The 26,039-nt window shown below is 32.5% G+C and carries 42 protein-coding genes and 1 rRNA gene; all 43 read left to right on the top strand.

Annotated features, from left to right (window positions below; all coding sequences use genetic code 11):
* Window positions 1-33 precede the first annotated feature (33 nt).
* Window positions 34-504, top strand: a complete 471-nt coding sequence (gene rpsG, locus KGF45_RS16275) for a 30S ribosomal protein S7 (protein ID WP_227830409.1) — start codon at window positions 34-36, stop codon at window positions 502-504.
* Window positions 505-552: 48 nt separating this feature from the next.
* Window positions 553-2,619, top strand: coding sequence for an elongation factor G (gene fusA, locus KGF45_RS16280; RefSeq protein ID WP_227437035.1), 2,067 nt, complete (start codon window positions 553-555; stop codon window positions 2,617-2,619).
* Between the two features lie 91 nt (window positions 2,620-2,710).
* Complete coding sequence (tuf, locus tag KGF45_RS16285) at window positions 2,711-3,904, top strand: elongation factor Tu (RefSeq protein ID WP_227842893.1); 1,194 nt, start codon at window positions 2,711-2,713, stop codon at window positions 3,902-3,904.
* 370 nt (window positions 3,905-4,274) lie between these two features.
* Entirely contained in the window at window positions 4,275-4,586 is a 312-nt protein-coding gene (gene rpsJ / locus KGF45_RS16290; RefSeq protein ID WP_054268679.1) for a 30S ribosomal protein S10, read from the top strand.
* 93 nt (window positions 4,587-4,679) lie between these two features.
* The gene (gene rplC, locus KGF45_RS16295) at window positions 4,680-5,309 is read left to right on the top strand and encodes a 50S ribosomal protein L3 (RefSeq protein ID WP_227437029.1); all 630 of its coding nucleotides are present in this window, start codon (window positions 4,680-4,682) and stop codon (window positions 5,307-5,309) included.
* Window positions 5,310-5,338: 29 nt separating this feature from the next.
* A complete protein-coding gene (gene rplD, locus KGF45_RS16300) occupies window positions 5,339-5,962 on the top strand; it encodes a 50S ribosomal protein L4 (RefSeq protein ID WP_227830334.1) in 624 nt (207 codons plus the stop codon).
* Complete coding sequence (gene rplW / locus KGF45_RS16305) at window positions 5,962-6,252, top strand: 50S ribosomal protein L23 (RefSeq protein ID WP_003421170.1); 291 nt, start codon at window positions 5,962-5,964, stop codon at window positions 6,250-6,252. Before rplD ends, rplW begins: the two co-directional genes overlap by 1 nt.
* 29 nt (window positions 6,253-6,281) lie before the next feature.
* The gene (rplB, locus tag KGF45_RS16310; protein WP_227437027.1) at window positions 6,282-7,112 is read left to right on the top strand and encodes a 50S ribosomal protein L2; all 831 of its coding nucleotides are present in this window, start codon (window positions 6,282-6,284) and stop codon (window positions 7,110-7,112) included.
* 34 nt (window positions 7,113-7,146) lie between these two features.
* Window positions 7,147-7,428, top strand: coding sequence for a 30S ribosomal protein S19 (rpsS, locus tag KGF45_RS16315; protein ID WP_021386634.1), 282 nt, complete (start codon window positions 7,147-7,149; stop codon window positions 7,426-7,428).
* A gap of 31 nt (window positions 7,429-7,459) precedes the next feature.
* Window positions 7,460-7,795 (top strand): 50S ribosomal protein L22, encoded by a 336-nt coding sequence (rplV, locus tag KGF45_RS16320; RefSeq protein ID WP_009887891.1) that lies wholly within the window; start codon window positions 7,460-7,462, stop codon window positions 7,793-7,795.
* A 22-nt stretch (window positions 7,796-7,817) separates the two neighbouring features.
* Window positions 7,818-8,651 carry a 30S ribosomal protein S3 gene (rpsC, locus tag KGF45_RS16325; RefSeq protein WP_227830333.1) on the top strand — a complete coding sequence of 278 codons (834 nt, stop codon included), beginning with the start codon at window positions 7,818-7,820 and terminating at the stop codon, window positions 8,649-8,651.
* Between the two features lie 35 nt (window positions 8,652-8,686).
* The gene (gene rplP, locus KGF45_RS16330) at window positions 8,687-9,118 is read left to right on the top strand and encodes a 50S ribosomal protein L16 (RefSeq protein WP_003421160.1); all 432 of its coding nucleotides are present in this window, start codon (window positions 8,687-8,689) and stop codon (window positions 9,116-9,118) included.
* 1 nt (window position 9,119) lies between these two features.
* Window positions 9,120-9,323 (top strand): 50S ribosomal protein L29, encoded by a 204-nt coding sequence (gene rpmC / locus KGF45_RS16335; RefSeq protein ID WP_003421158.1) that lies wholly within the window; start codon window positions 9,120-9,122, stop codon window positions 9,321-9,323.
* 23 nt (window positions 9,324-9,346) lie between these two features.
* A complete protein-coding gene (gene rpsQ, locus KGF45_RS16340; protein WP_003421156.1) occupies window positions 9,347-9,601 on the top strand; it encodes a 30S ribosomal protein S17 in 255 nt (84 codons plus the stop codon).
* A 25-nt stretch (window positions 9,602-9,626) separates the two neighbouring features.
* Window positions 9,627-9,995, top strand: coding sequence for a 50S ribosomal protein L14 (gene rplN, locus KGF45_RS16345; RefSeq protein WP_003421155.1), 369 nt, complete (start codon window positions 9,627-9,629; stop codon window positions 9,993-9,995).
* Window positions 9,996-10,018: 23 nt separating this feature from the next.
* Window positions 10,019-10,324: a 50S ribosomal protein L24 gene (rplX, locus tag KGF45_RS16350; RefSeq protein ID WP_227437031.1), complete on the top strand. Its 306-nt coding sequence runs from the start codon at window positions 10,019-10,021 to the stop codon at window positions 10,322-10,324.
* A 29-nt stretch (window positions 10,325-10,353) separates the two neighbouring features.
* Entirely contained in the window at window positions 10,354-10,896 is a 543-nt protein-coding gene (gene rplE / locus KGF45_RS16355) for a 50S ribosomal protein L5 (RefSeq protein WP_003421151.1), read from the top strand.
* Window positions 10,897-10,913: 17 nt separating this feature from the next.
* Window positions 10,914-11,099 (top strand): type Z 30S ribosomal protein S14, encoded by a 186-nt coding sequence (locus KGF45_RS16360; protein WP_003421149.1) that lies wholly within the window; start codon window positions 10,914-10,916, stop codon window positions 11,097-11,099.
* Window positions 11,100-11,131: 32 nt separating this feature from the next.
* On the top strand, window positions 11,132-11,530 hold the full coding sequence (rpsH, locus tag KGF45_RS16365; protein ID WP_003421148.1) for a 30S ribosomal protein S8: 399 nt from the start codon (window positions 11,132-11,134) through the stop codon (window positions 11,528-11,530).
* A gap of 30 nt (window positions 11,531-11,560) precedes the next feature.
* Window positions 11,561-12,103, top strand: coding sequence for a 50S ribosomal protein L6 (gene rplF, locus KGF45_RS16370; protein ID WP_003435668.1), 543 nt, complete (start codon window positions 11,561-11,563; stop codon window positions 12,101-12,103).
* A gap of 35 nt (window positions 12,104-12,138) precedes the next feature.
* The gene (gene rplR / locus KGF45_RS16375) at window positions 12,139-12,507 is read left to right on the top strand and encodes a 50S ribosomal protein L18 (protein ID WP_227437023.1); all 369 of its coding nucleotides are present in this window, start codon (window positions 12,139-12,141) and stop codon (window positions 12,505-12,507) included.
* A 20-nt stretch (window positions 12,508-12,527) separates the two neighbouring features.
* Window positions 12,528-13,037 carry a 30S ribosomal protein S5 gene (gene rpsE / locus KGF45_RS16380; RefSeq protein WP_227437021.1) on the top strand — a complete coding sequence of 170 codons (510 nt, stop codon included), beginning with the start codon at window positions 12,528-12,530 and terminating at the stop codon, window positions 13,035-13,037.
* 14 nt (window positions 13,038-13,051) lie between these two features.
* Entirely contained in the window at window positions 13,052-13,237 is a 186-nt protein-coding gene (gene rpmD / locus KGF45_RS16385) for a 50S ribosomal protein L30 (RefSeq protein ID WP_227830332.1), read from the top strand.
* 32 nt (window positions 13,238-13,269) lie between these two features.
* A complete protein-coding gene (gene rplO / locus KGF45_RS16390; RefSeq protein WP_227842895.1) occupies window positions 13,270-13,713 on the top strand; it encodes a 50S ribosomal protein L15 in 444 nt (147 codons plus the stop codon).
* Between the two features lie 43 nt (window positions 13,714-13,756).
* On the top strand, window positions 13,757-15,025 hold the full coding sequence (gene secY, locus KGF45_RS16395; RefSeq protein WP_227437017.1) for a preprotein translocase subunit SecY: 1,269 nt from the start codon (window positions 13,757-13,759) through the stop codon (window positions 15,023-15,025).
* A 16-nt stretch (window positions 15,026-15,041) separates the two neighbouring features.
* Window positions 15,042-15,692 carry an adenylate kinase gene (locus tag KGF45_RS16400; RefSeq protein ID WP_227437015.1) on the top strand — a complete coding sequence of 217 codons (651 nt, stop codon included), beginning with the start codon at window positions 15,042-15,044 and terminating at the stop codon, window positions 15,690-15,692.
* The gene (map, locus tag KGF45_RS16405; protein WP_227830331.1) at window positions 15,693-16,439 is read left to right on the top strand and encodes a type I methionyl aminopeptidase; all 747 of its coding nucleotides are present in this window, start codon (window positions 15,693-15,695) and stop codon (window positions 16,437-16,439) included.
* A 21-nt stretch (window positions 16,440-16,460) separates the two neighbouring features.
* Window positions 16,461-16,730, top strand: coding sequence for a KOW domain-containing protein (locus KGF45_RS16410; RefSeq protein WP_227854967.1), 270 nt, complete (start codon window positions 16,461-16,463; stop codon window positions 16,728-16,730).
* Between the two features lie 37 nt (window positions 16,731-16,767).
* On the top strand, window positions 16,768-16,986 hold the full coding sequence (gene infA / locus KGF45_RS16415) for a translation initiation factor IF-1 (RefSeq protein WP_003421127.1): 219 nt from the start codon (window positions 16,768-16,770) through the stop codon (window positions 16,984-16,986).
* 35 nt (window positions 16,987-17,021) lie between these two features.
* Entirely contained in the window at window positions 17,022-17,135 is a 114-nt protein-coding gene (gene rpmJ / locus KGF45_RS16420) for a 50S ribosomal protein L36 (protein WP_002509257.1), read from the top strand.
* Window positions 17,136-17,287: 152 nt separating this feature from the next.
* On the top strand, window positions 17,288-17,659 hold the full coding sequence (gene rpsM / locus KGF45_RS16425; RefSeq protein ID WP_227437009.1) for a 30S ribosomal protein S13: 372 nt from the start codon (window positions 17,288-17,290) through the stop codon (window positions 17,657-17,659).
* A 35-nt stretch (window positions 17,660-17,694) separates the two neighbouring features.
* Complete coding sequence (rpsK, locus tag KGF45_RS16430; protein ID WP_227437007.1) at window positions 17,695-18,093, top strand: 30S ribosomal protein S11; 399 nt, start codon at window positions 17,695-17,697, stop codon at window positions 18,091-18,093.
* A 32-nt stretch (window positions 18,094-18,125) separates the two neighbouring features.
* Window positions 18,126-18,749: a 30S ribosomal protein S4 gene (gene rpsD, locus KGF45_RS16435; protein ID WP_227437005.1), complete on the top strand. Its 624-nt coding sequence runs from the start codon at window positions 18,126-18,128 to the stop codon at window positions 18,747-18,749.
* Between the two features lie 77 nt (window positions 18,750-18,826).
* Window positions 18,827-19,774: a DNA-directed RNA polymerase subunit alpha gene (locus KGF45_RS16440; protein WP_227830329.1), complete on the top strand. Its 948-nt coding sequence runs from the start codon at window positions 18,827-18,829 to the stop codon at window positions 19,772-19,774.
* A 20-nt stretch (window positions 19,775-19,794) separates the two neighbouring features.
* On the top strand, window positions 19,795-20,136 hold the full coding sequence (rplQ, locus tag KGF45_RS16445) for a 50S ribosomal protein L17 (protein WP_227830328.1): 342 nt from the start codon (window positions 19,795-19,797) through the stop codon (window positions 20,134-20,136).
* Window positions 20,137-20,255: 119 nt separating this feature from the next.
* Window positions 20,256-21,089 carry an energy-coupling factor transporter ATPase gene (locus KGF45_RS16450; RefSeq protein WP_227830327.1) on the top strand — a complete coding sequence of 278 codons (834 nt, stop codon included), beginning with the start codon at window positions 20,256-20,258 and terminating at the stop codon, window positions 21,087-21,089.
* Window positions 21,077-21,943 carry an energy-coupling factor transporter ATPase gene (locus KGF45_RS16455; RefSeq protein WP_227834972.1) on the top strand — a complete coding sequence of 289 codons (867 nt, stop codon included), beginning with the start codon at window positions 21,077-21,079 and terminating at the stop codon, window positions 21,941-21,943. The genes KGF45_RS16450 and KGF45_RS16455 overlap by 13 nt, the downstream gene beginning before the upstream one ends.
* Window positions 21,937-22,740, top strand: a complete 804-nt coding sequence (locus KGF45_RS16460) for an energy-coupling factor transporter transmembrane component T family protein (RefSeq protein WP_227436997.1) — start codon at window positions 21,937-21,939, stop codon at window positions 22,738-22,740. The genes KGF45_RS16455 and KGF45_RS16460 overlap by 7 nt, the downstream gene beginning before the upstream one ends.
* A 27-nt stretch (window positions 22,741-22,767) precedes the next feature.
* Entirely contained in the window at window positions 22,768-23,499 is a 732-nt protein-coding gene (gene truA / locus KGF45_RS16465; protein ID WP_227842896.1) for a tRNA pseudouridine(38-40) synthase TruA, read from the top strand.
* A 119-nt stretch (window positions 23,500-23,618) separates the two neighbouring features.
* Entirely contained in the window at window positions 23,619-24,050 is a 432-nt protein-coding gene (rplM, locus tag KGF45_RS16470; RefSeq protein ID WP_227436993.1) for a 50S ribosomal protein L13, read from the top strand.
* A 28-nt stretch (window positions 24,051-24,078) separates the two neighbouring features.
* On the top strand, window positions 24,079-24,471 hold the full coding sequence (gene rpsI, locus KGF45_RS16475; protein WP_003421105.1) for a 30S ribosomal protein S9: 393 nt from the start codon (window positions 24,079-24,081) through the stop codon (window positions 24,469-24,471).
* Between the two features lie 516 nt (window positions 24,472-24,987).
* Entirely contained in the window at window positions 24,988-25,692 is a 705-nt protein-coding gene (gene cwlD / locus KGF45_RS16480; protein ID WP_227842897.1) for an N-acetylmuramoyl-L-alanine amidase CwlD, read from the top strand.
* A gap of 284 nt (window positions 25,693-25,976) precedes the next feature.
* Window positions 25,977-26,039: ribosomal RNA gene (locus KGF45_RS16485) — 16S ribosomal RNA — on the top strand; the annotation flags it as partial.

Consider the following 26,039-nt stretch of genomic DNA (forward strand, 5'->3'; position numbering starts at 1 on the left):
GATTTAAGTTAAATAATTAAGGAGGGAAGCGAAATGCCAAGAAAAGGTAATGTTCCAAAGAGAGAAGTTTTACCAGATCCTATGTATGGGAGTAAGGTAGTTACTAAATTGATAAATAATTTAATGGTAGACGGAAAAAAAGGAAAGTCTCAAACAATAGTTTATGATGCTTTCACAATTATTGCTGAAAAAACAGGAGAAGATGCTTTAGAAGTATTTAATAAGGCAATGGATAATATAATGCCTGTTTTAGAAGTAAAAGCAAGAAGAGTTGGTGGGGCAAACTACCAAGTACCAATCGAAGTTAGACCTGAAAGAAGACAAACATTAGGTTTAAGATGGTTAGTAAAATATACTAGAGCTCGTGGAGAAAAAGGAATGGTTGATAAATTAGCTAAAGAAATAATGGACGCAGCTAACAACACAGGAGCTTCAGTTAAGAAAAAAGAAGATACTCATAAAATGGCAGAAGCTAATAAAGCATTTGCTCATTATAGATGGTAGGATATATAGATATCTTATAAAATTGAGGATATCATAAGGAGGATAACCATGGCTAGAAAGTTTCCTTTGGAAAGAACTAGGAATATAGGAATCATGGCTCATATAGATGCAGGGAAAACTACTACTACAGAAAGAATCCTGTTTTATACTGGGCAAACTCATAAGATAGGAGAAACTCATGAAGGGGCTTCTCAAATGGACTGGATGGAGCAAGAAAAGGAAAGAGGTATAACAATAACTTCTGCCGCTACTACTGCTTCATGGAAAGACCATAGAATAAATATAATAGATACTCCTGGACACGTGGACTTCACAGTTGAAGTTGAAAGATCTCTAAGAGTTCTTGACGGTTCAGTTGCTGTATTCTGTGCAAAAGGTGGAGTTGAACCTCAATCTGAGAATGTATGGAGACAAGCTGAAACTTATGGAGTACCTAGAATAGCTTTTGTAAATAAAATGGATATATTAGGTGCAGATTTCTACAATGTTGTAAGCATGATGAAATCTAGATTAAATTCTAATGCAGTTCCTATGCAATTACCAATAGGTAAAGAAGATTCATTTATAGGTATAATAGACTTATTAAAAATGGATGCGGTTATATACAAAGACGACTTAGGTGTTGAAATGGAAGAAACAGACATACCAGAAGATATGAAAGAATTAGCTACAGAGTGGAGAGAAAAATTAGTTGAAGCAGTAGCTGAAACTGATGAAGAGTTAATGATGAAATATCTTGAAGGTGAAGAACCTACTATAGATGAATTAAAAGTTGCTATAAGAAAAGCTACTATAGCTTGTGAAATGAACCCAGTTTTCTGTGGTACAGCTTATAGAAACAAAGGTGTTCAGTTAGTAATAGATGCAGTTTTAGATTACTTACCAGCACCAACTGATATAGCAGCTATAAAAGGTATATTGGAAGATGGAGAGGAAGCTGAAAGACATTCTTCTGATGAAGAGCCATTCTCTGCATTAGCATTCAAAATAATGACTGACCCATTTGTTGGAAAACTAGCGTTCTTCAGAGTTTACTCTGGAACATTAGAATCTGGTTCTTATGTTTTAAATGCAACTAAGAATAAGAGAGAAAGAATTGGTCGTATACTACAAATGCATGCCAATACAAGAGAAGAAATAACTAAAGTTTATGCTGGAGATATAGCAGCAGCAGTAGGATTAAAAGATACTACTACTGGAGACACATTATGTGATCCTGCTAATCCAATAATACTTGAATCTATGGAATTCCCTGAGCCAGTTATATCTGTTGCTATAGAACCAAGTTCTAAAGCAGCTCAAGAAAAAATGGGTATAGCTCTTCAAAAATTAGCTGAAGAAGACCCAACTTTCACAGTTAAAACTGACCAAGAAACAGGACAAACTATAATATCTGGTATGGGTGAATTACACTTAGAGATAATAGTAGATAGATTATTAAGAGAATTTAAAGTAGAAGCTAAAGTTGGTGCTCCACAAGTTGCATACAGAGAAACTATAACTCAACCAGTTGATGTTGAATACAAGTACTCTAAGCAATCAGGTGGTAGAGGACAATATGGTCACGTTAAGATTAGAGTTGCTCCTCAAGAGCCAGGTGAAGGATACAAATTCACAAACAAAACTGTTGGTGGATCTGTACCAAAAGAATATGTTGGTCCAGTTGACATGGGTATACAAGGAGCTATGCAATCTGGTATAGTTGCTGGATATCCAGTTGTAGACGTTGCTGTTGAGTTATATGATGGTTCTTACCATGAAGTTGACTCTTCTGAGATGGCGTTCAAGATGGCTGGTTCAATGGCATTTAAAGATGCTATGAAGAAAGGTAATGCAGTTCTTTTAGAGCCTTACTTCAAAGTAGAAGTTGTTACTCCAGAAGATTACATGGGAGATGTTATGGGTGACTTAAACTCAAGAAGAGGATTAATCCAAGGAATGGAAGCAAGAAGTGGTGCACAAGTTATAAATGCATTTGTTCCACTTTCAGAAATGTTTGGATACTCTACAGACCTAAGATCTTCAACTCAAGGTCGTGCAACTTATACAATGATATTCGATCACTATGAACAAGTTCCAGCTTCAGTTGCTAAAAAGATAGCTGAAGGAAAATAATTTAAAAATTAATTAATAATATAAATATAAAAAATAATCAGCAAGACGAGACTTGTCTCGTCTTGCACAAGATAAAGGGAGGAAATTCAAAATGGCTAAAGCTAAATACGAAAGAACAAAACCTCATGTTAATATAGGGACAATAGGACACGTTGACCACGGTAAAACTACATTAACAGCAGCAATAACAAAAACATTATATGACAGATACCAATTAGGAGAAGCAGTAGATTTCGCAAACATAGATAAAGCTCCAGAAGAAAGAGAAAGAGGAATCACAATATCAACAGCACACGTTGAGTATGAAACTCCAAACAGACACTACGCACACGTTGACTGCCCAGGACATGCTGACTACGTTAAGAACATGATAACAGGAGCAGCTCAAATGGATGGAGCAATATTAGTTTGTTCAGCAACAGATGGACCAATGCCACAAACAAGAGAGCATATACTATTATCAAGACAAGTTGGTGTACCATATATAGTAGTATTCTTAAACAAATGTGACATGGTAGATGACGAAGAGTTATTAGAACTAGTAGAAATGGAAGTAAGAGATTTATTAACAGAATATGATTTCCCAGGAGATGATACTCCAATAATAAGAGGATCAGCATTAATGGCATTAGAAGATCCAAAGAGCGAATGGGGAAATAAAATAGTAGAATTATTTGAGCAAATAGATGAATATATACCAGCACCAGAAAGAGATACTGACAAACCATTCTTAATGCCAGTAGAAGACGTATTCTCAATCACAGGAAGAGGAACAGTTGCAACAGGAAGAGTGGAAAGAGGAGTATTAAAAGTACAAGACGAAGTAGAATTAGTAGGATTAACAGAAGCACCAAGAAAAGTAGTAGTAACAGGAGTAGAAATGTTCAGAAAATTATTAGACCAAGCACAAGCAGGGGATAATATAGGAGCATTATTAAGAGGAGTACAAAGAAACGAAATAGAAAGAGGACAAGTACTAGCAAAAACTGGATCAGTAAAAGCACACACAAAATTTACTGCAGAAGTATATGTACTTAAAAAAGAAGAAGGTGGAAGACATACACCATTCTTTGATGGATATAGACCACAATTCTATTTCAGAACAACAGATGTAACAGGAGCTTGTAAGTTACCAGATGGAATAGAAATGGTAATGCCTGGAGATAACGTAACAATGGAAGTAGACTTAATAAACTCAATAGTTGTAGAAGAAGGATTAAGATTCTCAATAAGAGAAGGTGGAAGAACAGTAGCTTCAGGAGTTGTTGCTACAATAATCGAATAATCTTTTACTAAGCTAATTGATTTCATATAAAAAAAGAGGGGGTTCAACCTCTCTTTTTTGTTTTTTGTTGACAAGTAGCAATAAAGCATATATACTAAACTAGTGCCTTGAGATAGATTAATAATCAAGTTTAAGGTTATAATGTTGTAAGAGAAAATAAAATTGAAAAAAACATAAAAAAAACTTGAAAAAATGTAACAGATGATATAAAATATAATAGTGTGCTTGAGAGATTAAGAAAATAAGAATTAAATCCTAGTGAAATACGAACTGATATCGATTTGAAAGTTACAACACACCCGGAGCAGTGTATCGGTATTGGTTGTACGCAACTTGAAAATTAAACACGTGATAAAGGAGGGAAAACAAAATGGCTAAGAATGAAAAAATAAGAATAAGATTAAAATCATATGATCACAAATTATTAGATTTTTCAGCAGGTAAAATAGTTGAAACTGCTAAAAAGGCTGGATCACAAGTTTCAGGACCTGTGCCTCTACCAACAGAAAAACAAATTGTAACTATATTAAGAGCCGTACATAAGTACAAAGACTCTAGAGAACAATTTGAAATAAGAACTCATAAAAGACTAATCGACATAGCTAATCCAACACCTAAAACAGTTGACTCATTAATGAGATTAGACTTACCAGCAGGTGTAGATATAGAAATAAAATTATAAGAACCCCTAAGATATTATCCTATAGGTAACTATCTTAGAATGATTACTTCTAAAATGATGTAATCCGCTGTAAGAATTATAGGAGGTGCTAATATGAATGGAATATTAGGAAAAAAAGTTGGTATGACTCAAATATTCACTGATAAAGGTGTAGTTATACCTGTAACAGCTGTTGAAGCAGGACCTATGGTCGTTACTCAAATAAAAACAGTTGATAAAGATGGATACAATGCTATACAAATAGGTTTTGAAGATGCTAAAGAAAAATCTTTAAACAAGCCTAAAAAAGGACACTTAGCTGCTGCTAATGTTTTAAAGAAACATTTAAAAGAGTTTAGAGTAGATTCTGTAGAAGGATACACAGTTGGACAAGAAATAAAAGCTGATGTATTTGAAGCAGGTGCAAAAATAGATGTTACTGGAATAAGTAAAGGTAAGGGATTCCAAGGTCCAATAAAAAGACATGGACAAAGTAGAGGTCCTGAATCTCACGGTTCTAGATACCACAGAAGACCAGGTTCAATGGGAGCTTGTTCTTACCCAGGTAGAGTATTTAAAAACAAAAAATTAGCTGGACATATGGGAAGCGTAAAGGTAACAGTTCAAAACTTAGAGGTTGTTAAAGTAGATGCTGATAAGAACCTTATATTAGTTAAGGGAGCTATACCAGGAGCTAAAGGTTCAGTAGTAACTATAAAAGAAGCTGTAAAGGTTTCTAAATAATGACTAACCTAGAGAAAGGAGGAATAACAATGCCAAAATTAAATGTACTAAATATTAGTGGACAAAACGTTGGAGAAATAGAATTATCAGATTCTATATTTGGCGTAGAAGTTAATGGACATGTTTTATATGAAGTTGTAAAAAATCAATTAGCAAATAAGAGACAAGGAACTCAATCTGCTAAAACTAGAGCAGAAGTTAGAGGTGGCGGAAGAAAACCTTGGAAACAAAAAGGAACAGGTAGAGCAAGACAAGGTTCTACAAGATCTGTACAATGGGTAGGTGGAGGAGTTGCTTTTGCACCTAAACCAAGAAGTTACAAATATACATTACCTAAGAAGGTAAGAAGATTAGCTATGAAGAGTGCTTTATCTTCAAAAATACAAAATAGTGAAGTTATAGTATTAGATGCATTAAACATAGATGCTCCTAAAACTAAAGAATTCGCTCAAATATTAAATAATATAAATGCTGCTAAAAAAGCTTTAGTAGTTATAGCTGATAAAAATGATAATGTAATAAAATCAGCTAGAAATATAGAAGGTGTTCAAACTGCATTAGTTAATACTATGAATGTATATGATATATTAAAATATGATTCATTTATAATAACTACAGATGCTGTTAAAAAAGTGGAGGAGGTGTACGCATAATGACTAATCCACATGATGTAATAATAAGACCAGTTGTAACTGAGCACAGTATGGCTGAAATGGGTGAAAAAAAATACACTTTTGTTGTGGCTAAAGATGCGAACAAAACTGAAATAAAAAAAGCAGTAGAAAAAGTATTCGGAGTTAGTGTTGATAAAGTAAATACTTTAAACTATGATGGAAAAGTTAAAAGAATGGGTAGAACTCAAGGAAGAACAGCAAGCTTTAAGAAAGCAGTAGTTAAATTAACTGCTGATAGTAAAGAAATAGAATTCTTCCAAGGAATGTAATATTATAACAAACGAAGGAGGGAAAACAGATGGCTATAAAAAAGTTTAGACCAACTTCTCCTGCCTTAAGACAAATGACAGTTTTAGTTTCTGAGGAAATAACATGTAACCAACCAGAAAGATCTCTTTTAGTTAACTTAAAGAAAAATGCTGGTAGAAACGTACATGGTAGAATAACTGTTCGTCATAGAGGTGGAGGACAAAAAAGAAAATATAGAATAATAGATTTTAAAAGAGATAAAGATGGTATACCTGCTAAGGTTGCTACTATAGAATATGATCCAAACAGAACTGCAAATATTGCATTATTAAACTATGCTGATGGAGAAAAAAGATATATATTAGCTCCAGTTGGAATCAACGTTGGAGATACTATCTTATCAGGATTAGGTGCTGATATAAAACCAGGAAACTGTTTAGCATTAAAAGATATGCCAGTTGGTACTATCATTCATAATATAGAATTAAAGCCAGGAAAAGGAGCTCAATTAGTTAGATCTGCTGGAGTTTCTGCACAATTAATGGCTAAAGAAGGAAAAAATGCTTTATTAAGATTACCATCAGGTGAAATGAGATTAGTAAGCATAAACTGTAAAGCTACTATAGGACAAGTTGGAAATATAGAGCACGGTAACGTAGTTATTGGTAAAGCAGGTAGAAAAAGACATATGGGAATAAGACCTACTGTAAGAGGTTCTGTAATGAACCCTAATGACCATCCACACGGTGGAGGGGAAGGTAGATCTCCAATAGGTAGACCATCTCCTGTTACTCCATGGGGTAAACCAGCTCTTGGATACAAAACTAGAAAGAAAAACAAAGCTTCAAATAAATTAATAGTATCAAGAAGAACTAAGTAGTAAATTTATTTTTGCTCGGAAAGGAGGAATATAAATGTCAAGATCAACTAAAAAAGGGCCTTTTGTCCATGCAAGACTTTTAAAGAAAATAGAAGCTATGAATGCTAGTGGAAGTAAAGAAGTTATAAAAACTTGGTCAAGATCTTCAACTGTATTTCCACAAATGGTAGAAAACACTATAGCTGTTCATGATGGAAGAAAACATGTTCCAGTATATATAACAGAAGATATGGTTGGACACAAATTAGGTGAGTTCGTTCCTACTAGAACTTTCAAAGGACATAAGGATGACGAAAAATCTAATAAGAGAAAATAATTAAATTATGACTAAGAAAGGAGGAATAACAATGGAAGCAAAAGCTACTGCTAAATATGTACGTGTATCACCAAGAAAAGCAGGCCAAATCTGTGACCTTGTTAGAGGAAAGAATGTTGATGAAGCATTAGCGATATTAAAGTTCACTCCAAGAGGAGCAGCTTCAATAATAGCTAAAGTTGTAAAGTCAGCTAAAGCTAACGCAGAAAACAATCACGAAATGGATACTGAAAAATTATATATAGCATCAATAGTTGCTAATCAAGGGCCAACAATGAAGAGATTCATGCCTAGAGCTATGGGTCGTGCAACTACAATAAGAAAAAGAACTTCTCATATAGAGGTTGTTGTGAAAGAAAAAAAATAATTAATAGATAGGAGGGAAAATAATGGGTCAAAAGGTTAATCCACACGGCTTAAGAGTCGGTGTTATAAAAGATTGGGACTCAAGATGGTTCGCTACTGATAAAAAAGAGTTCGGAAACTTATTATTAGAAGACCATAATATACGTAAATTCTTAAAGAAAAGATTATACTCAGCTGGAGTTGCTAGAATAGAAATAGAAAGATCAGCTAACAAAATAAAAATGGACTTACATGTTGCTAAGCCAGGAGTAGTTATAGGAAGAGCTGGTGCTGGAATCGAAGCATTAAAAGTTGAATTAGAAAAAATGACAAAGAAAAGTATAATAGTTAACATAGTAGAAGTAAGAAGTACAGATAAAAATGCTCAATTAGTAGCTGAAAATATAGCTTTAGCTATAGAAAGAAGGGTTGCTTTCAGAAGAGCAATGAAACAAGCTATACAAAGAGCAATGAAATCTGGTGCTAAAGGGATAAAAGTTTCTGCTTCAGGAAGATTAGGTGGAGCTGAAATGGCTAGAACTGAAGGTTATAGTGAAGGAAATGTGCCACTACAAACTTTAAGAGCAGATATAGATTATGGTTTCGCTGAAGCTGATACTACTTATGGAAAAATAGGTATAAAAGTTTGGGTATGTAATGGTGAAGTTTTACCAACTAGAGATGGTGTAAATCCAAGAGAAGAAAGCAGAAAGAGCGACAGAAGAGACAACAAGAGAGATAACAGAAGAAACGATAGAAGAGGAAATGATAGAAGAGGAAACGATAACAGAGGAAACTATAGAGGACAAAAACCTCAAGGTGGACAAAGACCTCAAGGTGGATCAAGACCTCAAAGAACTGAAAACAAAGGAAATTAATAATAGTTAGGTTCAAGGAAGGAGGAAAAATACTCATGTTAATGCCAAAAAGAGTAAAGCGTCGTAGAGTTCATAGAGGAAGTATGGCTGGGCAAGCTCATAAAGGTAACAAAGTTACTTATGGTGAGTTTGGATTAGTAGCTTTAGAAGCTTCTTGGATAACTTCTAATCAAATAGAAGCTGCCAGAATCGCGATGACTAGATATATAAAAAGAGGGGGAAAGGTTTGGATAAAAATATTCCCTCATAAACCAGTAACAAGAAAACCAGCAGAAACTCGTATGGGTGCAGGGAAAGGTTCTCCAGAATATTGGGTAGCTGTAGTTAAGCCAGGAAGAGTTATGTTTGAATTAGCAGGTGTTTCTGAAGATAAAGCAAGAGAAGCTATGAGACTTGCTGCACATAAATTACCAATCAAATGTAAATTTGTTAAAAAAGAAGATTTAGAAGTAAAGGGTGGTGAATAGGATGAAAGCTAAAGAATTAAGAGATTTAACAAGCGAAGAGCTAATGAACAAATTAAACGACTTCAAAAGTGAATTATTTAGCTTAAGATTCCAATTAGCTACTGGTCAATTAGAAAATACAGCTAGAATAAAGTTTGTTAAGAAGGATATAGCAAAAGTTAAAACTGTTCTTGCTGAAAGAAAGTTATACGAAACTAGAGCTTAATTTGGAAAGGAGGCTTTTTAAACATGGAAAGAGGAAGAAGAAAAGTTAGAATAGGCCGTGTTGTTAGTGATAAGATGGATAAAACAATAGTAGTAGCTGTTGAAGAATTCGTACGTCATCCACTATATAACAAACGTGTTAAGAGAACTAAGAAATTTAAGGCTCATGATGAAAAGAATATATGTAACATCGGAGATAGAGTTAAAATAATGGAAACTAGACCTTTATCTAAAGATAAGAGATTCAGACTAGTTGAAGTTGTTGAGAAAGTTAAGTAGTTTTTGAAGAAGGAGGGATTACGATATGATACAACAAGAATCACGTCTAAGAGTTGCTGATAACTCAGGAGCTAAAGAACTTTTATGTATACGTGTTCTAGGCGGAAGTAAAAGAAGATATGGTAACATAGGCGACGTTATAGTTGCTACTGTTAAAAGTGCAACACCTGGTGGAGTTGTAAAAAAAGGTAAGGTTGTTAAAGCTGTTATAGTAAGAAGCAAACAAGGCGTAAGACGTAATGACGGAAGCTATATATCTTTTGATGAAAATGCTGCTGTTATAATAAAGGACGATAAAACTCCAGTAGGAACTCGTATATTCGGGCCTGTTGCTAGAGAGTTAAGAGACAATGAATTCATGAAAATAGTTTCTCTTGCTCCAGAAGTACTATAATTAAGGAGGTGCAATAGGACATGATGCGTGTTAAAAAAGGTGACACTGTTGTAGTTATAGCAGGTAAAGATAAAGGTAAAAAAGGTTCAGTTTTAAAGGTATACCCTAAAGCTGATAAAGTATTAGTTGAAGGTGTAAACGTAATAACTAAACATCAAAAACCAAGTGCTATGAACCAACAAGGTGGAATAATAAATAAAGAAGCCCCAATACACATATCTAATGTAATGCCATTTGATCCTGAAACAGGAAAAGGCGTTAGAGTAAGATATGAAGTAAAAGATGGGACAAAAGTAAGAGTATCAGCAAAGAGCGGAAAAGAATTATAATAAATATTGCTTGAAAGGAGGGACCTTAAATGGCTTCTAGATTACAAGAAAAATACATGAAAGAAGTTGCTCCTGCTTTAATGGAGAAATTTGGATATAAAAACGTAATGGAGATACCTAAGTTAAATAAAATAGTTATTAACATGGGTATAGGTGATGCTAGAGAAAATCCAAAAGGATTAGAAAAAGGCGTTGAAGAATTAGAAATAATATCAGGACAAAAGCCTGTTATAACTAAAGCTAGAAAATCTGTTGCTAACTTCAAACTAAGAGAAGGAATGCCAATAGGAACAAAAGTTACATTAAGAGCTGACAAAATGTTCTACTTTATGGACAAATTAGTATCAGTTTCTTTACCAAGAGTTAGAGACTTTAGAGGTGTTAACCCTAATGCTTTTGATGGTAGAGGAAACTATGCTTTAGGAGTTAAAGAACAATTAATATTCCCTGAAATAGAATATGATAAAATTGATAAAGTAAGAGGAATGGATATAATATTCGTTACTACAGCAAAAACTGACGAAGAAGCTCGTGAATTATTAAAATTATTAGGAATGCCATTTTCTAAGTAAGCAAAGGAGGGATTCCCGTGGCTAGAAAAGCGATGGTTGTTAAACAACAAAGAAAGCAAAAGTACGCTACTAGAGAATACACTAGATGTACTATATGCGGAAGACCGCATTCAGTTTTGAAAAAATTTGGTATATGCCGTATATGCTTTAGAGAATTAGCTTATAAAGGTCAAATACCTGGTGTTAGAAAAGCAAGCTGGTAGAAGCTTGATTAGAATGGAAGGAGGGCTACAAAATGACAATGACAGATCCAATTGCAGATATGCTTACTCGTATAAGAAATGCTAATGTTGTTAAGCATGAAACTGTAGATGTTCCAGCTTCTAATATGAAGAAAGAGTTAGCTAGAATCTTATTAGAAGAAGGTTTCATAAGAGGTTATGATGTTATAGAAGATGGAAAACAAGGTATCATAAGAATACAATTAAAGTACGGACAAGAAGGCGAAAGAGTTATCACAGGTCTTAAGAAAATATCTAAGCCTGGTATGAGAGTTTACGCTGCTAACCATGAAATACCAAAAGTATTAAATGGATTAGGAATATCAGTAATATCTACTTCAAAAGGAATATTAACTGACAAGCAAGCTAGAAAAGAAAATGTTGGTGGAGAAGTAATCTGCTACGTTTGGTAATTAATATGAACAATGTAAGGAGGTGCGACCATGTCAAGAATAGGTGTTAAACCAATAATAATACCAGCAGGTGTTGAAGTTACTATAGCTGAAGGAAATTTAGTTACAGTAAAAGGTCCAAAGGGAACTTTAACTAAACAATTAAGTGCTGAGTTAAATATAAAAAAAGAAGAAAATACAATAATGGTTGAAAGACCAACTGATAATAAAAAACACAGATCTTTACACGGATTAACTAGAACTTTATTAGATAATATGGTTGTAGGTGTAAATACTGGTTTCGAAAAGAAATTAGAACTAAAAGGTGTTGGATACAGAGCTCAAAAACAAGGGAAAAAATTAGTTATGAACTTAGGTTTCTCTCATCCAGTTGAAATGGAAGATCCAGAAGGAATAACTGTTGAAGCTCCAAACCAAACTGAGTTAATAGTAAAAGGTATAGACAAGCAATTAGTAGGAAACTATGCTGCTAAAATAAGAGCTTGGAGAAAGCCAGAGCCATACAAAGGTAAAGGTATAAAATACGTTGATGAAGTAATCAGACGTAAAGAAGGAAAAACTGGTAAAAAATAATACCAAAACTTAAACGCTAGAAAGGAGTGAGCTAGGTGTTAAAAAAGGCTGATAAAAATGCTAATAGACTTCAAAGACATAAGAGAGTTCGTAGAAAAATAAGCGGTACTGCTCAAAGACCAAGATTATGTGTATTTAGAAGTGCTAACAATATATATGCTCAAATAATAGATGACACAAACAGAGTAACTCTAGTTGCTGCATCTTCTTTAGAAGCAGAAGTTAAGAGTGCTGTTAATCATACAGGAAATAAGGAAGCAGCTAAGAAAGTTGGAGAATTAGTTGCTAAAAAAGCTGTTGAAAAAGGAATCACTGAAGTTGTATTTGACAGAGGTGGATACTTATATCATGGAAGAATTCAAGAATTAGCTGAAAGTGCTAGAGAAGCTGGTCTTAAGTTCTAATACGAAGGAGGGAAAAATACATGCTACGTCGTAAGCCGATAGATGCAGGACAACTTGACTTACAAGAAAAAGTTGTTGAAGTAAGACGTGTTACTAAGGTTGTAAAAGGTGGTAGAAACTTCAGATTTGCAGCGTTAGTAGTTGTTGGAGATGAAAACGGACACGTTGGTATAGGTGCTGGGAAAGCAATGGAAGTACCAGACGCTATAAAAAAAGCAGTTGAAGATGCTAAGAAAAATCTAATAGTAGTGCCAATGGTTGGGACTACAATTCCTCACGAAGTACGCGGACACTTTGGTGCTGGAAATATATTAATAATGCCTGCTGTAGAAGGTACAGGAGTAATAGCTGGGGGACCTGCTAGAGCCGTACTTGAGTTAGCTGGACTAAAAGACGTTAGAGCTAAATCTTTAGGATCTAACAATCCAAGAAATATGGTAAATGCTACAATAGAAGGACTTAATTCTCTAAAAACAGTTGAAGATATAGCTAAACTTAGAGGTAAAAAAGTTGAAGAACTTCTAGGGTAAGGAGGTAGTGTAAAATGGCTAAATTACAAATAAAATTAGTTAGAAGTGTTATAGGAACTACTCCTAACCAAAAAAAGAATGTTGAAGCGTTAGGATTAAGAAAAAGAGAACAAGTTGTTGTAAAAGAAGACAATGCTCAAATAAGAGGTATGATAAAAAAAGTAAGTCATTTATTAGAAGTAACTGAAATAGCTGAATAATTTTTAAAAAGTAGTGCAAGGAGGTGCAATCCATGAAGTTACATGAGTTAAAACCTGCTGAAGGTGCAGTAAGAGCTAAAAGAAGATTAGGTAGAGGTACTGCAACTGGACAAGGTAAAACTGCAGGACGTGGACAAAAAGGTCAATGGTCTCGTTCTGGTGGTGGAGTAAGAATAGGGTTCGAAGGTGGACAAATGCCACTAGCTAGAAGACTTCCTAAGAGAGGTTTCAATAACATATTTAAGAAAGTTTACACAGAAGTTAATGTTGAAGTTTTAAATAGATTTGAAAATGGAACAGAAATAACTGCAGAATTATTAAAATCTACTAAAACTATAAGCAAAATAGGTAAAGATGGAATTAAAATCTTAGGTGAAGGTAATTTAGAAAAAGCTTTAACTGTTAAAGCTGCTAAATTTACAGCTTCAGCTCAAGAAAAAATAGAAAAAGCTGGTGGAAAAGCAGAGTTAGTATAATAACCTGCTAATCTCCTAGCCAGTACAGGCGGGGTGAATTAGCGTGCTGTCAAAATTAAAACAAGCTTGGAAGATTAAAGCAGTAAGAAAAAAAGTAATGTATACACTTATGATGATCGTGATATTCAGAATAGGTACTACAATACCAGTTCCAGGTATAGACACTAGTATTATACAAAAGATGGTAGGCGGCAATAGTCTACTTTCTCTGTATAATATGTTTACGGGTGGAGCATTTAGTAACTTTTCATTATTTGCTTTGGGTATAAGTCCATATATTACTGCATCAATCATAATACAGCTTCTAACAGTAGGTTTTGAAAGTTTAGCAGAACTTCAAAAATCTGGTGAAGAAGGAAAGAAAAAAATCAATAAGTACACTAAATATACAGCACTAGCTCTAGCAGTTGTACAAGCTTTGGGAATTACATTAGGAATTGTAAGAAGTGCTTTAATATCAAATAGTGTGTTTTTTATCACAACTGTTGTAATAACATTAGTTTCAGCAAGTATGTTAGTAATGTGGATTGGGGACAAAATTACCGAAAAAGGAATTGGTAATGGTAGTTCAGTAATAATATTTGCAGGTATTATATCAAGAATACCAACAGATGTTATTAAAATCGCACAACAAGTTAAATCTGGTCAAGTTGCACCTTGGGTAATAATACTTCTAATTGTAGTTATATTACTTACAGTTACAGGAGTTACATTTATACAAGAAGCTACTAGAAAGATACCTGTACAATATGCTAAAAGAGTTGTTGGAAGAAAAATGTATGGAGGACAAAGTTCTCATATACCAATGAAAGTTAACCAATCAGGAGTTATGCCTATAATTTTTGCTAGTTCACTTTTAGCTTTTCCACAAACAATAGCTATGTTTATGGGGGCAGATGCTCAAGCTTTTGTTCAAAAATACTTAAGTATGGCAACAGAACAAGGATTTTGGACATACAGATCAATTGAAATTCTACTTATAATTTTCTTCTCATATTTTTATACAACTGTATCATTCAATACAGAAGATATATCTAAAAATATGAAAAATAATGGTGGATTTATACCAGGTATCAGACCAGGTGAACCTACTATGGATTATTTAAATAGAATCTTAACAAGATTAACTTTAGCTGGAGCTACTTTCTTAGCAATAATTGCTATGGTACCAGCTCTTACAACACATTATATGAATGTAAATATGAGTCTAGCTGGGACTTCATTGCTAATCGTTGTTGGGGTTGCTTTGGAGCTTAAGAGACAATTAGAGTCAAACTTAGTTATGAGAAGCTATCAAGGTTTCTTAAAATAAAATGGAGATGGATAATATGAGAATAATATTACTTGGACCTCCAGGTGCTGGTAAAGGTACTCAGGCGGCAGGAATAGTAGAAAAATACAATATACCTCATATATCAACAGGAGATATATTCAGAAAGAATATAAAAGAGGGAACAGAACTTGGAAAAAAAGCTAAAGAATACATGGACCAAGGTTTATTAGTACCAGATGAGTTAACTGTAGGTTTAGTTACTGATAGAATATCTCAAGAAGACTGTAAAAATGGATTTATGTTAGATGGATTTCCAAGAAATGTAGCACAAGGTGAGCATTTAGATGTATTCTTAAAAAATGCTGGTATAGTACTAGATAAAGTTGTCAATATTGAAGTTGATAAGAGTATATTAGTATCTAGAGCAGTTGGTAGAAGAATATGCAAGTCTTGTGGAGCTACTTATCATGTTGAGTTTAATCCTCCTAAAGTAAAAGGTGTATGTGATGTATGCCAAGGAGAATTATATCAAAGAGCTGATGATAATGAAGAAACTGTATCTAAGAGAATACAAGTTTATCTAGATGAAACTAAGCCTTTAGTAGATTATTATAGCAAACAAGGTATAATAGCTGATATAAAAGGTGACCAAGCAATAGATAAAGTATTTGAAGATATTGTTGCTGCTTTAGGAAGTGGAAAATAAATGATTATCTTGAAATCAAAGAAAGAAATAGAACTTTTAAGAGAAGCAGGCAAAATTGTTGCTGATACTCATGAAGTTTTAAGAAATGCTATTTCTCCGGGAATATCTACTTTAGAATTAGATAAAATAGCTGAAGAGAATATAAGAAAATACAATGCTGAACCATCTTTTAAAGGATATGGAGGTTTTCCAGGAAGTATATGTGCTTCTATCAATAGAGAAGTTGTACATGGAATTCCAGGTGAGACTCTATTAAAAGAAGGAGACATTGTAAGCTTAGATATAGGAGCCTATTATAAAGGATATCATGGTGATTCTGCGAAAACTCATGGAGTAGGCATGATATCTGAAGAAGATAGGAAATTAATAGAAGTAACTAGAGAAAGCTTCTATGAAGGAATAAAATTTGCTAAATTAGGATATAGACTTTCAGATATCTCACACGCAGTACAAACACACGTTGAGAAACATGGTTTCTCAGTAGTTAGGGATTTGGTAGGACATGGAGTTGGAGCAAATCTTCATGAAGATCCACAGGTACCTAATTATGGACTCCCAGGAAAAGGACCAAGACTTAGAGAAGGAATGGTTATTGCTATAGAGCCAATGGTTAATGCAGGTCGTTATCATGTAAAGACTCTATCAGATGGGTGGACGACTGTTACAATAGATGGAAAAAAATCAGCTCATTATGAGCATACGATAGCAATTACTGAACATGAACCTTTGATATTGACAAAGTTGTAAATTAAGAAGTAGGTGAAAAAAGTGCTATCAGATAATTTAAGTATAGGTCAAGTTGTTAAGGTTTCATTAGGTCGAGATGAAGGAAATTTATTTTTCGTAGTCAAGATAATTAATAATGAATATGTATTAATAGCTGATGGAAAGAAAAGAAAACTTGACAAACCTAAGTTAAAGAAAGTTAAGCACTTAAAAAAATATAATTTTATTAATGATGAAGTTAGAAAAAGAGTAGTATCTGGACAAGAGATTACAGATTCTTTTTTAAGAGCTGAACTTACTAAGTTAAATTAGATAATTTAACTTATTGAAATGGAGGGCTGGTTAGTTAATGGCCAAAAAAGATGTTATAGAATTAGAAGGTACAGTTTCAGAAGCTTTACCTAATGCTATGTTTAAAGTTAAATTAGAAAATGGACATGAGATATTATGCCACATTTCTGGAAAGCTAAGAATGAACTTCATAAGAATTCTTGAAGGTGATAAGGTGAATGTTGAACTTTCTCCATATGACCTTACAAGAGGGAGAATCACTTGGCGTAAGAAGTAGACTATCTTGATATTTAGTCTAAGGAGGGATTAATAATGAAAGTTAGACCATCAGTAAAACCAATATGTGAAAAATGCAAAGTAATAAAAAGAAAAGGAAAAGTAATGGTTATCTGTGAAAATCCAAAGCATAAGCAAAAACAAGGATAAGAAATTATTACTAGTATTTTGTTAAATTTTATAGTATAATACTATATTGTGATGTTAACAAAAGAACGTTAAAATCGTTGAACAATCTGACGTAGGATTGATATATGATATGAAGTTTTAAACACTAAAAACTATGTGTAGGAGGTGCGATCATGGCAAGAATAGCTGGGGTAGATTTACCTAGAGAAAAAAGAGCGGAGATAGGCTTAACTTATATATATGGTATAGGTAAAGCAACTGCTAACGAAATATTAGCTAAAGCTGAGATAAATCCAGATACAAGAATAAAAGATTTATCAGAAGATCAAGTTAATGAGTTAAGAAAAGTTATAGATGACGATTTCTTAGTTGAAGGTGACTTAAGAAGAGAAATTGCTTTAAACATAAAGAGATTAAGAGATATAAAATGTTATAGAGGAATTAGACATGGTAAAGGTCTTCCATTAAGAGGACAAAGAACTAAAACTAATGCTAGAACTAGAAAAGGTCCTAGAAAAACAGTATCTCGTAAAAAGAAAAAATAATTAAATAATAATTAGATGAAGGAGGGAAAAGGAAAATGGCTAAACCAAAAAAGAAAGTTACACGTGTTAGAAGAAGAGAACGTAAAAATATAGAACGTGGTCATGCTCATATACAGTCAACTTTCAACAATACAATAATAACTTTAACTGACGTTCATGGAAATGCTATATCTTGGGCAAGTTCAGGACAATTAGGATTCAAAGGATCAAGAAAATCAACTCCATTTGCATCTCAAATGGCTGCTGAAACAGCTGCAAAAGCTGCGATGGAACACGGATTAAAAAGTGTTGAGGTATTCGTAAAGGGGCCAGGTTCAGGAAGAGAAGCTGCTATAAGAGCTTTACAAGCAACTGGACTAGAAGTAACTATGATAAAAGACGTTACTCCAATCCCACATAACGGATGTAGACCACCAAAGAGAAGAAGAGTGTAATTAATAAGAGTACAAATAGGAGGTGTAGATAAATGGCAAGATATACAGGTGCATCATGTAGACAATGCCGTAGAGAGGGAATGAAATTATTCCTTAAAGGTGATAGATGTTATACAGATAAATGTGCTATAGTTAAAAGAAACTATGCTCCAGGTCAACATGGCCAAGGGAGAAAGAAAGTTTCTAACTATGGATTACAATTAAGAGAAAAACAAAAAGTTAAAAGAATATATGGAGTTTTAGAAACTCAATTTAGAAATTTATACGAACGTGCTGAGAACATGCCTGGAAAATCAGGTGAGAACTTATTAAGTTTATTAGAGAGAAGATTAGACAATGTAGTTTACAGAATGGGACTAGCATCTTCTAGAAAAGAAGCTAGACAATTAGTAACTCATGGTCATTTCACTTTAAATGGAAATAAAGTAGATATAGCTTCATTAACAGTTAAAGTTGGAGATGTGATAGAAGTTAAAGAAAAATCAAGATCTTCTGCAAAATTCAAAAATTTAGTAGAAGTTAACTCAAGAATAGCTCCTAAATGGTTAGAAGCTAATGTAGAAGGAATGACAGCAAAAGTAGTTGGTGTTCCAACAAGAGAAGATATAGATCTTGAAATAGCAGAGCACTTAATCATAGAACTTTACTCTAAATAATAAGCACACTTTTAAAAATTATTTTAAAATTTTGTTTACCCTCAGTGGATTACTGAATTTTAAGGAGGGTTTTGTCCATGATAGAAATAGAAAAGCCAAAAGTAGATATAGTTGAGCTTAGCGAAGACTATAGATATGGTAAGTTTGTTATAGAACCTCTAGAAAGAGGATATGGAATAACTATAGGTAACACACTAAGAAGAATATTATTATCATCTTTACCAGGTGTAGCTGTAAATGCTATAAAAATAGATGGAGTTCTTCATGAATTCTCTACAATACCTGGTGTTAAAGAAGATGTTACAGAGATAATATTAACTTTAAAAGAGCTTTCAGCAACTATAGATGGTGAAGGAAGTAGAACACTTAAAATAGAGGCTCAAGGACCATGCTCTATCACAGGTTCAGATATAATCTGTCCTCCAGATGTTGAAATATTAAGCAAAGACTTAGCAATAGCTACATTAGATGATAATGCCAAGTTTAATATGGAAATATTTGTAGATAAAGGTAGAGGTTATGTTTCTGCTGAAGAAAATAAAACAGAGAATGTTCCAATAGGTGTTTTACCTGTGGATTCAATATATACTCCTGTTGAGAAAGTTAGTTATCATGTAGAAAACACAAGAGTTGGTCAAAAAACAGATTATGATAAATTAGTACTAGAAGTTTGGACTAATGGTAGTATAAACCCTCAAGAAGGTATATCATTAGCTGCAAAAGTATTAGTTGAGCATTTAAATCTATTTATAGACTTAACTGAACATGTAAGTAGTGTTGAAATCATGGTAGAAAAAGAAGAAGATCAAAAAGAAAAAGTTCTTGAAATGACTATAGAAGAATTAGATTTATCAGTTAGATCATACAACTGTTTAAAGAGAGCGGGAATTAACACAGTTGAAGAATTAGCTAATAAGTCTGAAGACGATATGATGAAGGTTAGAAACCTAGGTAAAAAGTCATTAGAAGAGGTAATACAAAAACTAGAGGAACTTGGGCTAGGTTTAAAACCAAGTGAAGAATAGCGAGCAAAGGAGGGATAAGAATGGCTAAGTACCGTAAATTAGGACGTGAAACAGCTCACAGAAACCTTATGTTAAGAAACTTAGTAACTTGTTTACTAAGAAGTGGAAGAATAGAAACTACAGTAACTAGAGCTAAAGAAACTCGTAGAATGGCTGAAAAGATGATAACTCTTGCTAAAAGAGGAGATCTTCATGCTAGAAGACAAGTTTTAGCTTATGTTATGGATGAAACAGTAGTTAATAACTTATTCACAGATTTAGCTCCAAAATATGTTGAGAGAAATGGTGGATACACTAGAATAATAAAAATAGGGCCAAGAAAAGGCGATGCTGCTGAAATGGCTTTTATAGAATTAGTATAGTAAGGAAAGGATTAGGCTTGATGGCTTAATCTTTTTTTTATTTTTCTGACTAAGGTGTGATATAATAATGTGTAAAATGATTTTTATAAGTTATTGCTTACTAAAAGGAGTATGAATTAATGGATAATATAATAAAAGTAAACAATATTTCATTTGAGTATATTACAGATGAAGCAAAACTTAAAGCAATAGATAATTTAAGCTTGGATGTTAAAAAGGGAGAATTTGTTGCGATAATAGGACATAATGGTTCTGGTAAGTCTACTTTATCTAAAAACTTAAATGCTATTCTTATGCCTACAGAAGGAAATATTCTCATTGATGGAATGGATACCAAAGAAGAAGAAAGATTATGGGATATAAGACAAACAGCAGGCATGGTATTTCAAAACCCAGATAATCAAATTGTTGCCACAATAGTAGAGGAAGATGTGGCTTTTGGTCCTGAAAACTTAGGCATAGAGCCAAAAGAGATAAGACGTATTGTAGAAGAGTCTTTAAAAAGTGTAGGTATGTATGATTTAAGAGGTAGACAACCACATTTGTTATCAGGTGGTCAAAAACAGAGGGTTGCAATAGCAGGTATAATTGCAATGAGGCCTAAGTGTATAATATTTGATGAAGCAACAGCGATGTTAGACCCATCTGGAAGAAAAGAAGTTATGAAAACAATAAAAAGACTTAATAAAGAAGAAAATATAACTGTTTTACATATAACTCACTTTATGGAAGAAGCTGTAGAAGCTGATAGAGTTGTCGTTATGGAGAAAGGTAAGAAACTTTTAGAAGGGACTCCTAAAGAAGTATTTAGTAAAATAGATATGTTAAAGGAAATCGGTTTAGATGTGCCTTGTATGACAGAGTTGTCTAGTTTATTAATAGAAGAAGGTATAAATATTAGTAGTGATATATTAACTGTGGATGAGATGGTGATGGAATTATGTCAATTATAGTAAAGAACTTAACACATATATATAATGAAGGGATGCCTTTTGCAAGTAAGGCACTTGATGATGTATCTTTTGAAATTAAAGATAGAGATTTTGTTGGACTTATAGGTCATACAGGTTCAGGAAAGTCTACATTGATACAACATTTAAATGGACTATTAAAGCCTTCCTCAGGAGAGATTTTTATAAATGATTTTAATATAACAGATAAGAATTTAAATTTAACTGAGATAAGGAAAAGAGTAGGTGTTGTATTTCAATATCCAGAATATCAATTATTTGAAGAAACAATTGATAAAGATATAGCTTTTGGACCCGCTAATTTAGGTCTAGAAGAGGCTGAAATACATAATAGGGTAAAAGCATCGATGGAAGCTGTAGGACTTGACTATGAGGAATTTAAAGATAAATCTCCATTTGAATTATCAGGAGGACAAAAACGTAGAGTTGCAATAGCTGGAGTTATAGCAATGAATCCAGAAGTACTTATATTAGATGAGCCAACTGCAGGTCTTGACCCTGGTGGAAGAGATGAAATTTTCAATTTAATAAAAAATTTACATGAAAAAAACAATATGACTATAATATTGTCATCACATAGTATGGATGATATGGCAAAGTTGGCACAAACTTTAATTGTTATGAATCATGGGAAAATAGAATTTATGGGTACTCCTAGAGATGTATTTAAATCAAATGCTATTAAATTAAAAGAAATTGGTTTAGATATTCCACAGGTTTTAGAACTTGCATTGAAATTAAGAGAACAAGGTTTTGACATTAGTGAAGACATATTGACTTTAGAAGAAGCAAAACAGGAAATATTAAGAGTTGTGAGAGGGCGAGGATTATGTTAAAAGATATAACTATAGGGCAATACTACCCAACAAGTTCTGCTATTCATAAATTAGATCCAAGGATAAAACTTGTAGCAACAATTGTATTTATGGTATCTATATTTGTAGTAAATAAATTTTGGCCTTATATGATAGTTTTATTATGTTTATTAGGTATGATAAAGTTAGCTAATATACCAGTTAAGTATATTGTTAAGGGTGTAAAGCCTCTTAAGTGGATTATTTTATTTACATTTATTATAAATATTTTTTTCTTACCAGGTGATGAGATATGGTCATTTGGATTTTTAACGATAACAAGTCAAGGTTTGAGACAAGCAATTTTTATGGCAATAAGACTTATATTTTTAGTAATTGGGACATCATTACTTACTTTAACAACTTCACCAATAGAATTGACAGATGGTATAGAGAGATTATTGAATCCCTTTAAGAAAATTGGTTTACCAGTTCATGAGCTTGCAATGATGATGACAATTGCTTTGCGCTTTATTCCGACATTATTGGACGAAACAGATAAAATAATGAAAGCTCAGATGTCTAGAGGTGCAGACTTTGAAAGTAAAAATCTTATAAATAGAGCTAAAAATCTAGTACCTCTTTTAGTTCCACTATTTGTTAGTGCATTTAGAAGAGCAGATGAATTGGCTATGGCTATGGAAGCTAGATGTTATAGAGGTGGGCACAATAGAACAAAAATGAGGGAGTCTGTTATAGTAAAAGCAGATTATATAGCATGTGTGTTTCAAGTTATTTATTTAGGATTAATCATAGCTACTAGATTTATAGCGATTTAATAGAAGCATATATAGATGAGGTAAAATATGAGAAATATAAAGATTACAATCCAATATGATGGTAGAAATTATTGTGGATGGCAGAAGCAACCAGATTCCCTAGGGATACAAGGTACAATTGAAAAGGCTATATATGAGATAACGAATGAAGAAGTTAAACTTATAGGGTCAGGTAGAACTGATTCAGGAGTTCATGCTCTTGCACAAACTGCAAATTTTAAAATTAGTTCAAGTATAAGTATAGAAAGTATACCAATGGCACTAAATGCTAAATTACCAAAAGATATATCAGTTATAGAAGCATATGAAGTTAATGATGATTTTCATTCAAGATACAGTGCAAAAGGAAAAACATATAAATATTTAATATATAACAGTAAGTTTAGACATCCAATACTTAACAACATATCATATCAAGTAAAGTACGAACTTGATTTTGATAAAATGTGTATAGAATCAAAAAGCCTATTGGGTACACATGATTTTAAAGGTTTTATGAGTTCTGGTTCATCTGTAAAAGATACAATACGAACAATATATGATATAAATATAAAAAAAACAGATGATTTGATTACTTTAGAAATTAGTGGAGATGGGTTCTTATATAATATGGTGAGAATTATTGTTGGAACACTTGTTGATATAGGACGTGGTAGAATTAATGAATCATTTTTAGATATAATGGAATCCAAAAACAGATCAAGATGTGGACATACAGCTCCAGCACAAGGATTATTTCTTAAAAAAGTTCATTATTAACTTGACACACCAGGCTACATGTATTAAAATATATGAGAATGTGTTAATAAGTCCACTTGCCCCGGACTTGACATAAACGGTAAAAAATTTTTATGAAAAGTAGTTAAGGAGGGACAGTTATGAAAAGTTATATAGCTAAGCCAGCTGATGTACAAAGAAAATGGTACTTAGTTGATGCTGAAGGAAAAACATTAGGTCGTATAGCAACAGAAATTGCGACAGTATTGAGAGGTAAACATAAACCAACATTTACTCCTCACGTTGATGGTGGAGATTTTGTTGTTGTAGTTAATGCAGAAAAAGTAGTTTTAAGTGGAAAAAAATTAGATCAAAAATATTACAGATACCACACTGGTTATGTAGGTGGATTAAAAGAAATATCTTATAGAGATATGATGGATAAAAAACCAGAAGAAGTTATAGCACATGCTGTAAATGGCATGTTACCTAAAAACAAATTAAGAAGTAGAATGATGACTAGATTAAGAGTATTTGCAGGTGCTGAACACACTCATGCAGCTCAAAATCCAGAAGTTTTAAACTTTAAATAAGATTAATAGGTGAAAGGAGGAGTTTATAATGGCTAACGTTCAATATTATGGAACTGGAAGAAGAAAAAGTTCTGTTGCTAGAGTAAGACTAGTTGCAGGTGAAGGAAATATATTAGTAAATGGAAGAGCATTAGAAAATTATTTTAACTATGAAACATTAATAAGAGATGTTAAACAACCATTAGTTTTAACTGGTAATGAAAATAAATATGATGTTATAGTAAAAGTTGAAGGTGGAGGATTCACTGGACAAGCTGGAGCTATAAGACATGGTATATCTAGAGCTTTATTAAAAGCTGATTTAGATTTAAGACCTGCTTTAAAGAAAGAAGGTTTCTTAACTAGAGATGCAAGAATGAAGGAAAGAAAGAAATACGGATTAAAAGCAGCAAGAAGAGCTCCACAATTCTCAAAAAGATAATTATTTATTTTTTTGGAAAAGCAAAATCCTTTATTTTCTGCCATTCAGAAAATATGGGAGCATGTTAAAATGTTGGGTTTAAGTTAATTATTGATATACAATAAAATAATAAGATATCTTATTAGGATGTTTTTCAATAGAAAAACATCCTTTTTATTGTTTTAATTGTCTAATAAAAAATTACATGTTAAAGTTATTGGAATAATAGTTCTATTGAGAAATTAATAAAGAAAGTTACAGTAAATATAATTAAAAATTTTACATTTTATAAGCAATAGAATTTAGGTTATTCAATAATATAATTCATAATATAAATTGTCATAATTTATTATACCTGTTATTCGATAATAATTAAAAATAGGAATTTAGAGTAGACGTGAATATAGCATATTTATGTAATCATATATTAATATTAAAAAATAGAGATTGATAAATACTAAAGTGAAATTTAAATGTTTGTACTAATATTTGGAATATTATAGTGTTTTTATAAGTATACATATACAGGGTGATGTTGTGAGAAAGTACATAAAACATATAATTTTTAGTTTTGTTATGGTGTGTCTAGTAATAGTATCAATATTTGAAGTGAAAAATATTTCTGAAGATGTTATCAAATATATGCCAATAACAAATAAAACAATAATTTTAGATGCTGGTCATGGAGGTATTGATCCAGGAGCATTAAACAAGGATAAGAGCACATCTGAAAAAGATATCAACTTAGCAATAACACTTAAGCTTAGAGAGCTTATAGAATCAAGTGGAGGTCTTGTAATATTAACCAGAGAAGATGACAGTAGCCTCTATAAAGAAGAAAATAATAAATCTACAAGACAAAAATATAATGAGAACTTAAAAAATAGGAAAGAAATAATTTCTAATTCCAATGCTAATATGTTCGTATCCATACATCTAAATGCATTTGAACAGTCTAAATACTATGGAGCTCAGACCTTTTATCCTAAAGATAAACAAGATAGCAAGGAATTATCGAAGTGTATTCAAGAAGAACTTAAAAGAGTAGTAGATAAAACAAATAACAGAGAAGTTAAGCCTAGAGATGACATATACCTTTTGAAAGAAAATAATATTCCATCAGTGTTAATAGAGTGTGGTTTTCTATCAAATGAAAAAGAATGTAAACTTTTGACAGATGAAACATATCAAGAAAAGATAGCGTGGGCGATATACATAGGTATACAAAAATATCTAAGTTGAAATAATTATAAAAATAAGTCTAAATATGTAAATAGCTTGTATTGAGGTGTTTAAAAATGCATTAATATGAGCTATTTTTGTTTTGACAAAAAAATAATTAAAATAAAAGTTAAAAAAGCGTTGACTTAGAATAACATAGATGATATTATATATGAGTGCCCAAAAGGAGCACAAAAATAAGACAAAAGAACTTTGAAAATTAAACAGTAGGTTAATTTATAAACAAGAAACAAACCATAAAGCCAGATATTTTGATAACAATAGTATCTGAGCCTGATAAACTTTTATTTGAGAGTTTGATCCTGGCTCAGGATGAACGCTGGCGGCGTGCCTAACACATGCAAGTT

The organism is Clostridioides sp. ZZV14-6154 (assembly GCF_020657785.1).
Taxonomy (GTDB): Bacteria; Bacillota; Clostridia; order Peptostreptococcales; family Peptostreptococcaceae; genus Clostridioides.

Coding starts and splice junctions, on each gene's coding strand:
- rpsG (WP_227830409.1), top strand. CDS start 34: ATGCCAAGAAAAGGTAATGTTCCAAAGAGAGAAGTTTTACCAGATCCT.
- fusA (WP_227437035.1), top strand. CDS start 553: ATGGCTAGAAAGTTTCCTTTGGAAAGAACTAGGAATATAGGAATCATG.
- tuf (WP_227842893.1), top strand. CDS start 2,711: ATGGCTAAAGCTAAATACGAAAGAACAAAACCTCATGTTAATATAGGG.
- rpsJ (WP_054268679.1), top strand. CDS start 4,275: ATGGCTAAGAATGAAAAAATAAGAATAAGATTAAAATCATATGATCAC.
- rplC (WP_227437029.1), top strand. CDS start 4,680: ATGAATGGAATATTAGGAAAAAAAGTTGGTATGACTCAAATATTCACT.
- rplD (WP_227830334.1), top strand. CDS start 5,339: ATGCCAAAATTAAATGTACTAAATATTAGTGGACAAAACGTTGGAGAA.
- rplW (WP_003421170.1), top strand. CDS start 5,962: ATGACTAATCCACATGATGTAATAATAAGACCAGTTGTAACTGAGCAC.
- rplB (WP_227437027.1), top strand. CDS start 6,282: ATGGCTATAAAAAAGTTTAGACCAACTTCTCCTGCCTTAAGACAAATG.
- rpsS (WP_021386634.1), top strand. CDS start 7,147: ATGTCAAGATCAACTAAAAAAGGGCCTTTTGTCCATGCAAGACTTTTA.
- rplV (WP_009887891.1), top strand. CDS start 7,460: ATGGAAGCAAAAGCTACTGCTAAATATGTACGTGTATCACCAAGAAAA.
- rpsC (WP_227830333.1), top strand. CDS start 7,818: ATGGGTCAAAAGGTTAATCCACACGGCTTAAGAGTCGGTGTTATAAAA.
- rplP (WP_003421160.1), top strand. CDS start 8,687: ATGTTAATGCCAAAAAGAGTAAAGCGTCGTAGAGTTCATAGAGGAAGT.
- rpmC (WP_003421158.1), top strand. CDS start 9,120: ATGAAAGCTAAAGAATTAAGAGATTTAACAAGCGAAGAGCTAATGAAC.
- rpsQ (WP_003421156.1), top strand. CDS start 9,347: ATGGAAAGAGGAAGAAGAAAAGTTAGAATAGGCCGTGTTGTTAGTGAT.
- rplN (WP_003421155.1), top strand. CDS start 9,627: ATGATACAACAAGAATCACGTCTAAGAGTTGCTGATAACTCAGGAGCT.
- rplX (WP_227437031.1), top strand. CDS start 10,019: ATGCGTGTTAAAAAAGGTGACACTGTTGTAGTTATAGCAGGTAAAGAT.
- rplE (WP_003421151.1), top strand. CDS start 10,354: ATGGCTTCTAGATTACAAGAAAAATACATGAAAGAAGTTGCTCCTGCT.
- rpsH (WP_003421148.1), top strand. CDS start 11,132: ATGACAATGACAGATCCAATTGCAGATATGCTTACTCGTATAAGAAAT.
- rplF (WP_003435668.1), top strand. CDS start 11,561: ATGTCAAGAATAGGTGTTAAACCAATAATAATACCAGCAGGTGTTGAA.
- rpsE (WP_227437021.1), top strand. CDS start 12,528: ATGCTACGTCGTAAGCCGATAGATGCAGGACAACTTGACTTACAAGAA.
- rpmD (WP_227830332.1), top strand. CDS start 13,052: ATGGCTAAATTACAAATAAAATTAGTTAGAAGTGTTATAGGAACTACT.
- rplO (WP_227842895.1), top strand. CDS start 13,270: ATGAAGTTACATGAGTTAAAACCTGCTGAAGGTGCAGTAAGAGCTAAA.
- KGF45_RS16400 (WP_227437015.1), top strand. CDS start 15,042: ATGAGAATAATATTACTTGGACCTCCAGGTGCTGGTAAAGGTACTCAG.
- map (WP_227830331.1), top strand. CDS start 15,693: ATGATTATCTTGAAATCAAAGAAAGAAATAGAACTTTTAAGAGAAGCA.
- infA (WP_003421127.1), top strand. CDS start 16,768: ATGGCCAAAAAAGATGTTATAGAATTAGAAGGTACAGTTTCAGAAGCT.
- rpmJ (WP_002509257.1), top strand. CDS start 17,022: ATGAAAGTTAGACCATCAGTAAAACCAATATGTGAAAAATGCAAAGTA.
- rpsM (WP_227437009.1), top strand. CDS start 17,288: ATGGCAAGAATAGCTGGGGTAGATTTACCTAGAGAAAAAAGAGCGGAG.
- rpsK (WP_227437007.1), top strand. CDS start 17,695: ATGGCTAAACCAAAAAAGAAAGTTACACGTGTTAGAAGAAGAGAACGT.
- rpsD (WP_227437005.1), top strand. CDS start 18,126: ATGGCAAGATATACAGGTGCATCATGTAGACAATGCCGTAGAGAGGGA.
- KGF45_RS16440 (WP_227830329.1), top strand. CDS start 18,827: ATGATAGAAATAGAAAAGCCAAAAGTAGATATAGTTGAGCTTAGCGAA.
- rplQ (WP_227830328.1), top strand. CDS start 19,795: ATGGCTAAGTACCGTAAATTAGGACGTGAAACAGCTCACAGAAACCTT.
- KGF45_RS16450 (WP_227830327.1), top strand. CDS start 20,256: ATGGATAATATAATAAAAGTAAACAATATTTCATTTGAGTATATTACA.
- KGF45_RS16455 (WP_227834972.1), top strand. CDS start 21,077: ATGTCAATTATAGTAAAGAACTTAACACATATATATAATGAAGGGATG.
- KGF45_RS16460 (WP_227436997.1), top strand. CDS start 21,937: ATGTTAAAAGATATAACTATAGGGCAATACTACCCAACAAGTTCTGCT.
- truA (WP_227842896.1), top strand. CDS start 22,768: ATGAGAAATATAAAGATTACAATCCAATATGATGGTAGAAATTATTGT.
- rplM (WP_227436993.1), top strand. CDS start 23,619: ATGAAAAGTTATATAGCTAAGCCAGCTGATGTACAAAGAAAATGGTAC.
- rpsI (WP_003421105.1), top strand. CDS start 24,079: ATGGCTAACGTTCAATATTATGGAACTGGAAGAAGAAAAAGTTCTGTT.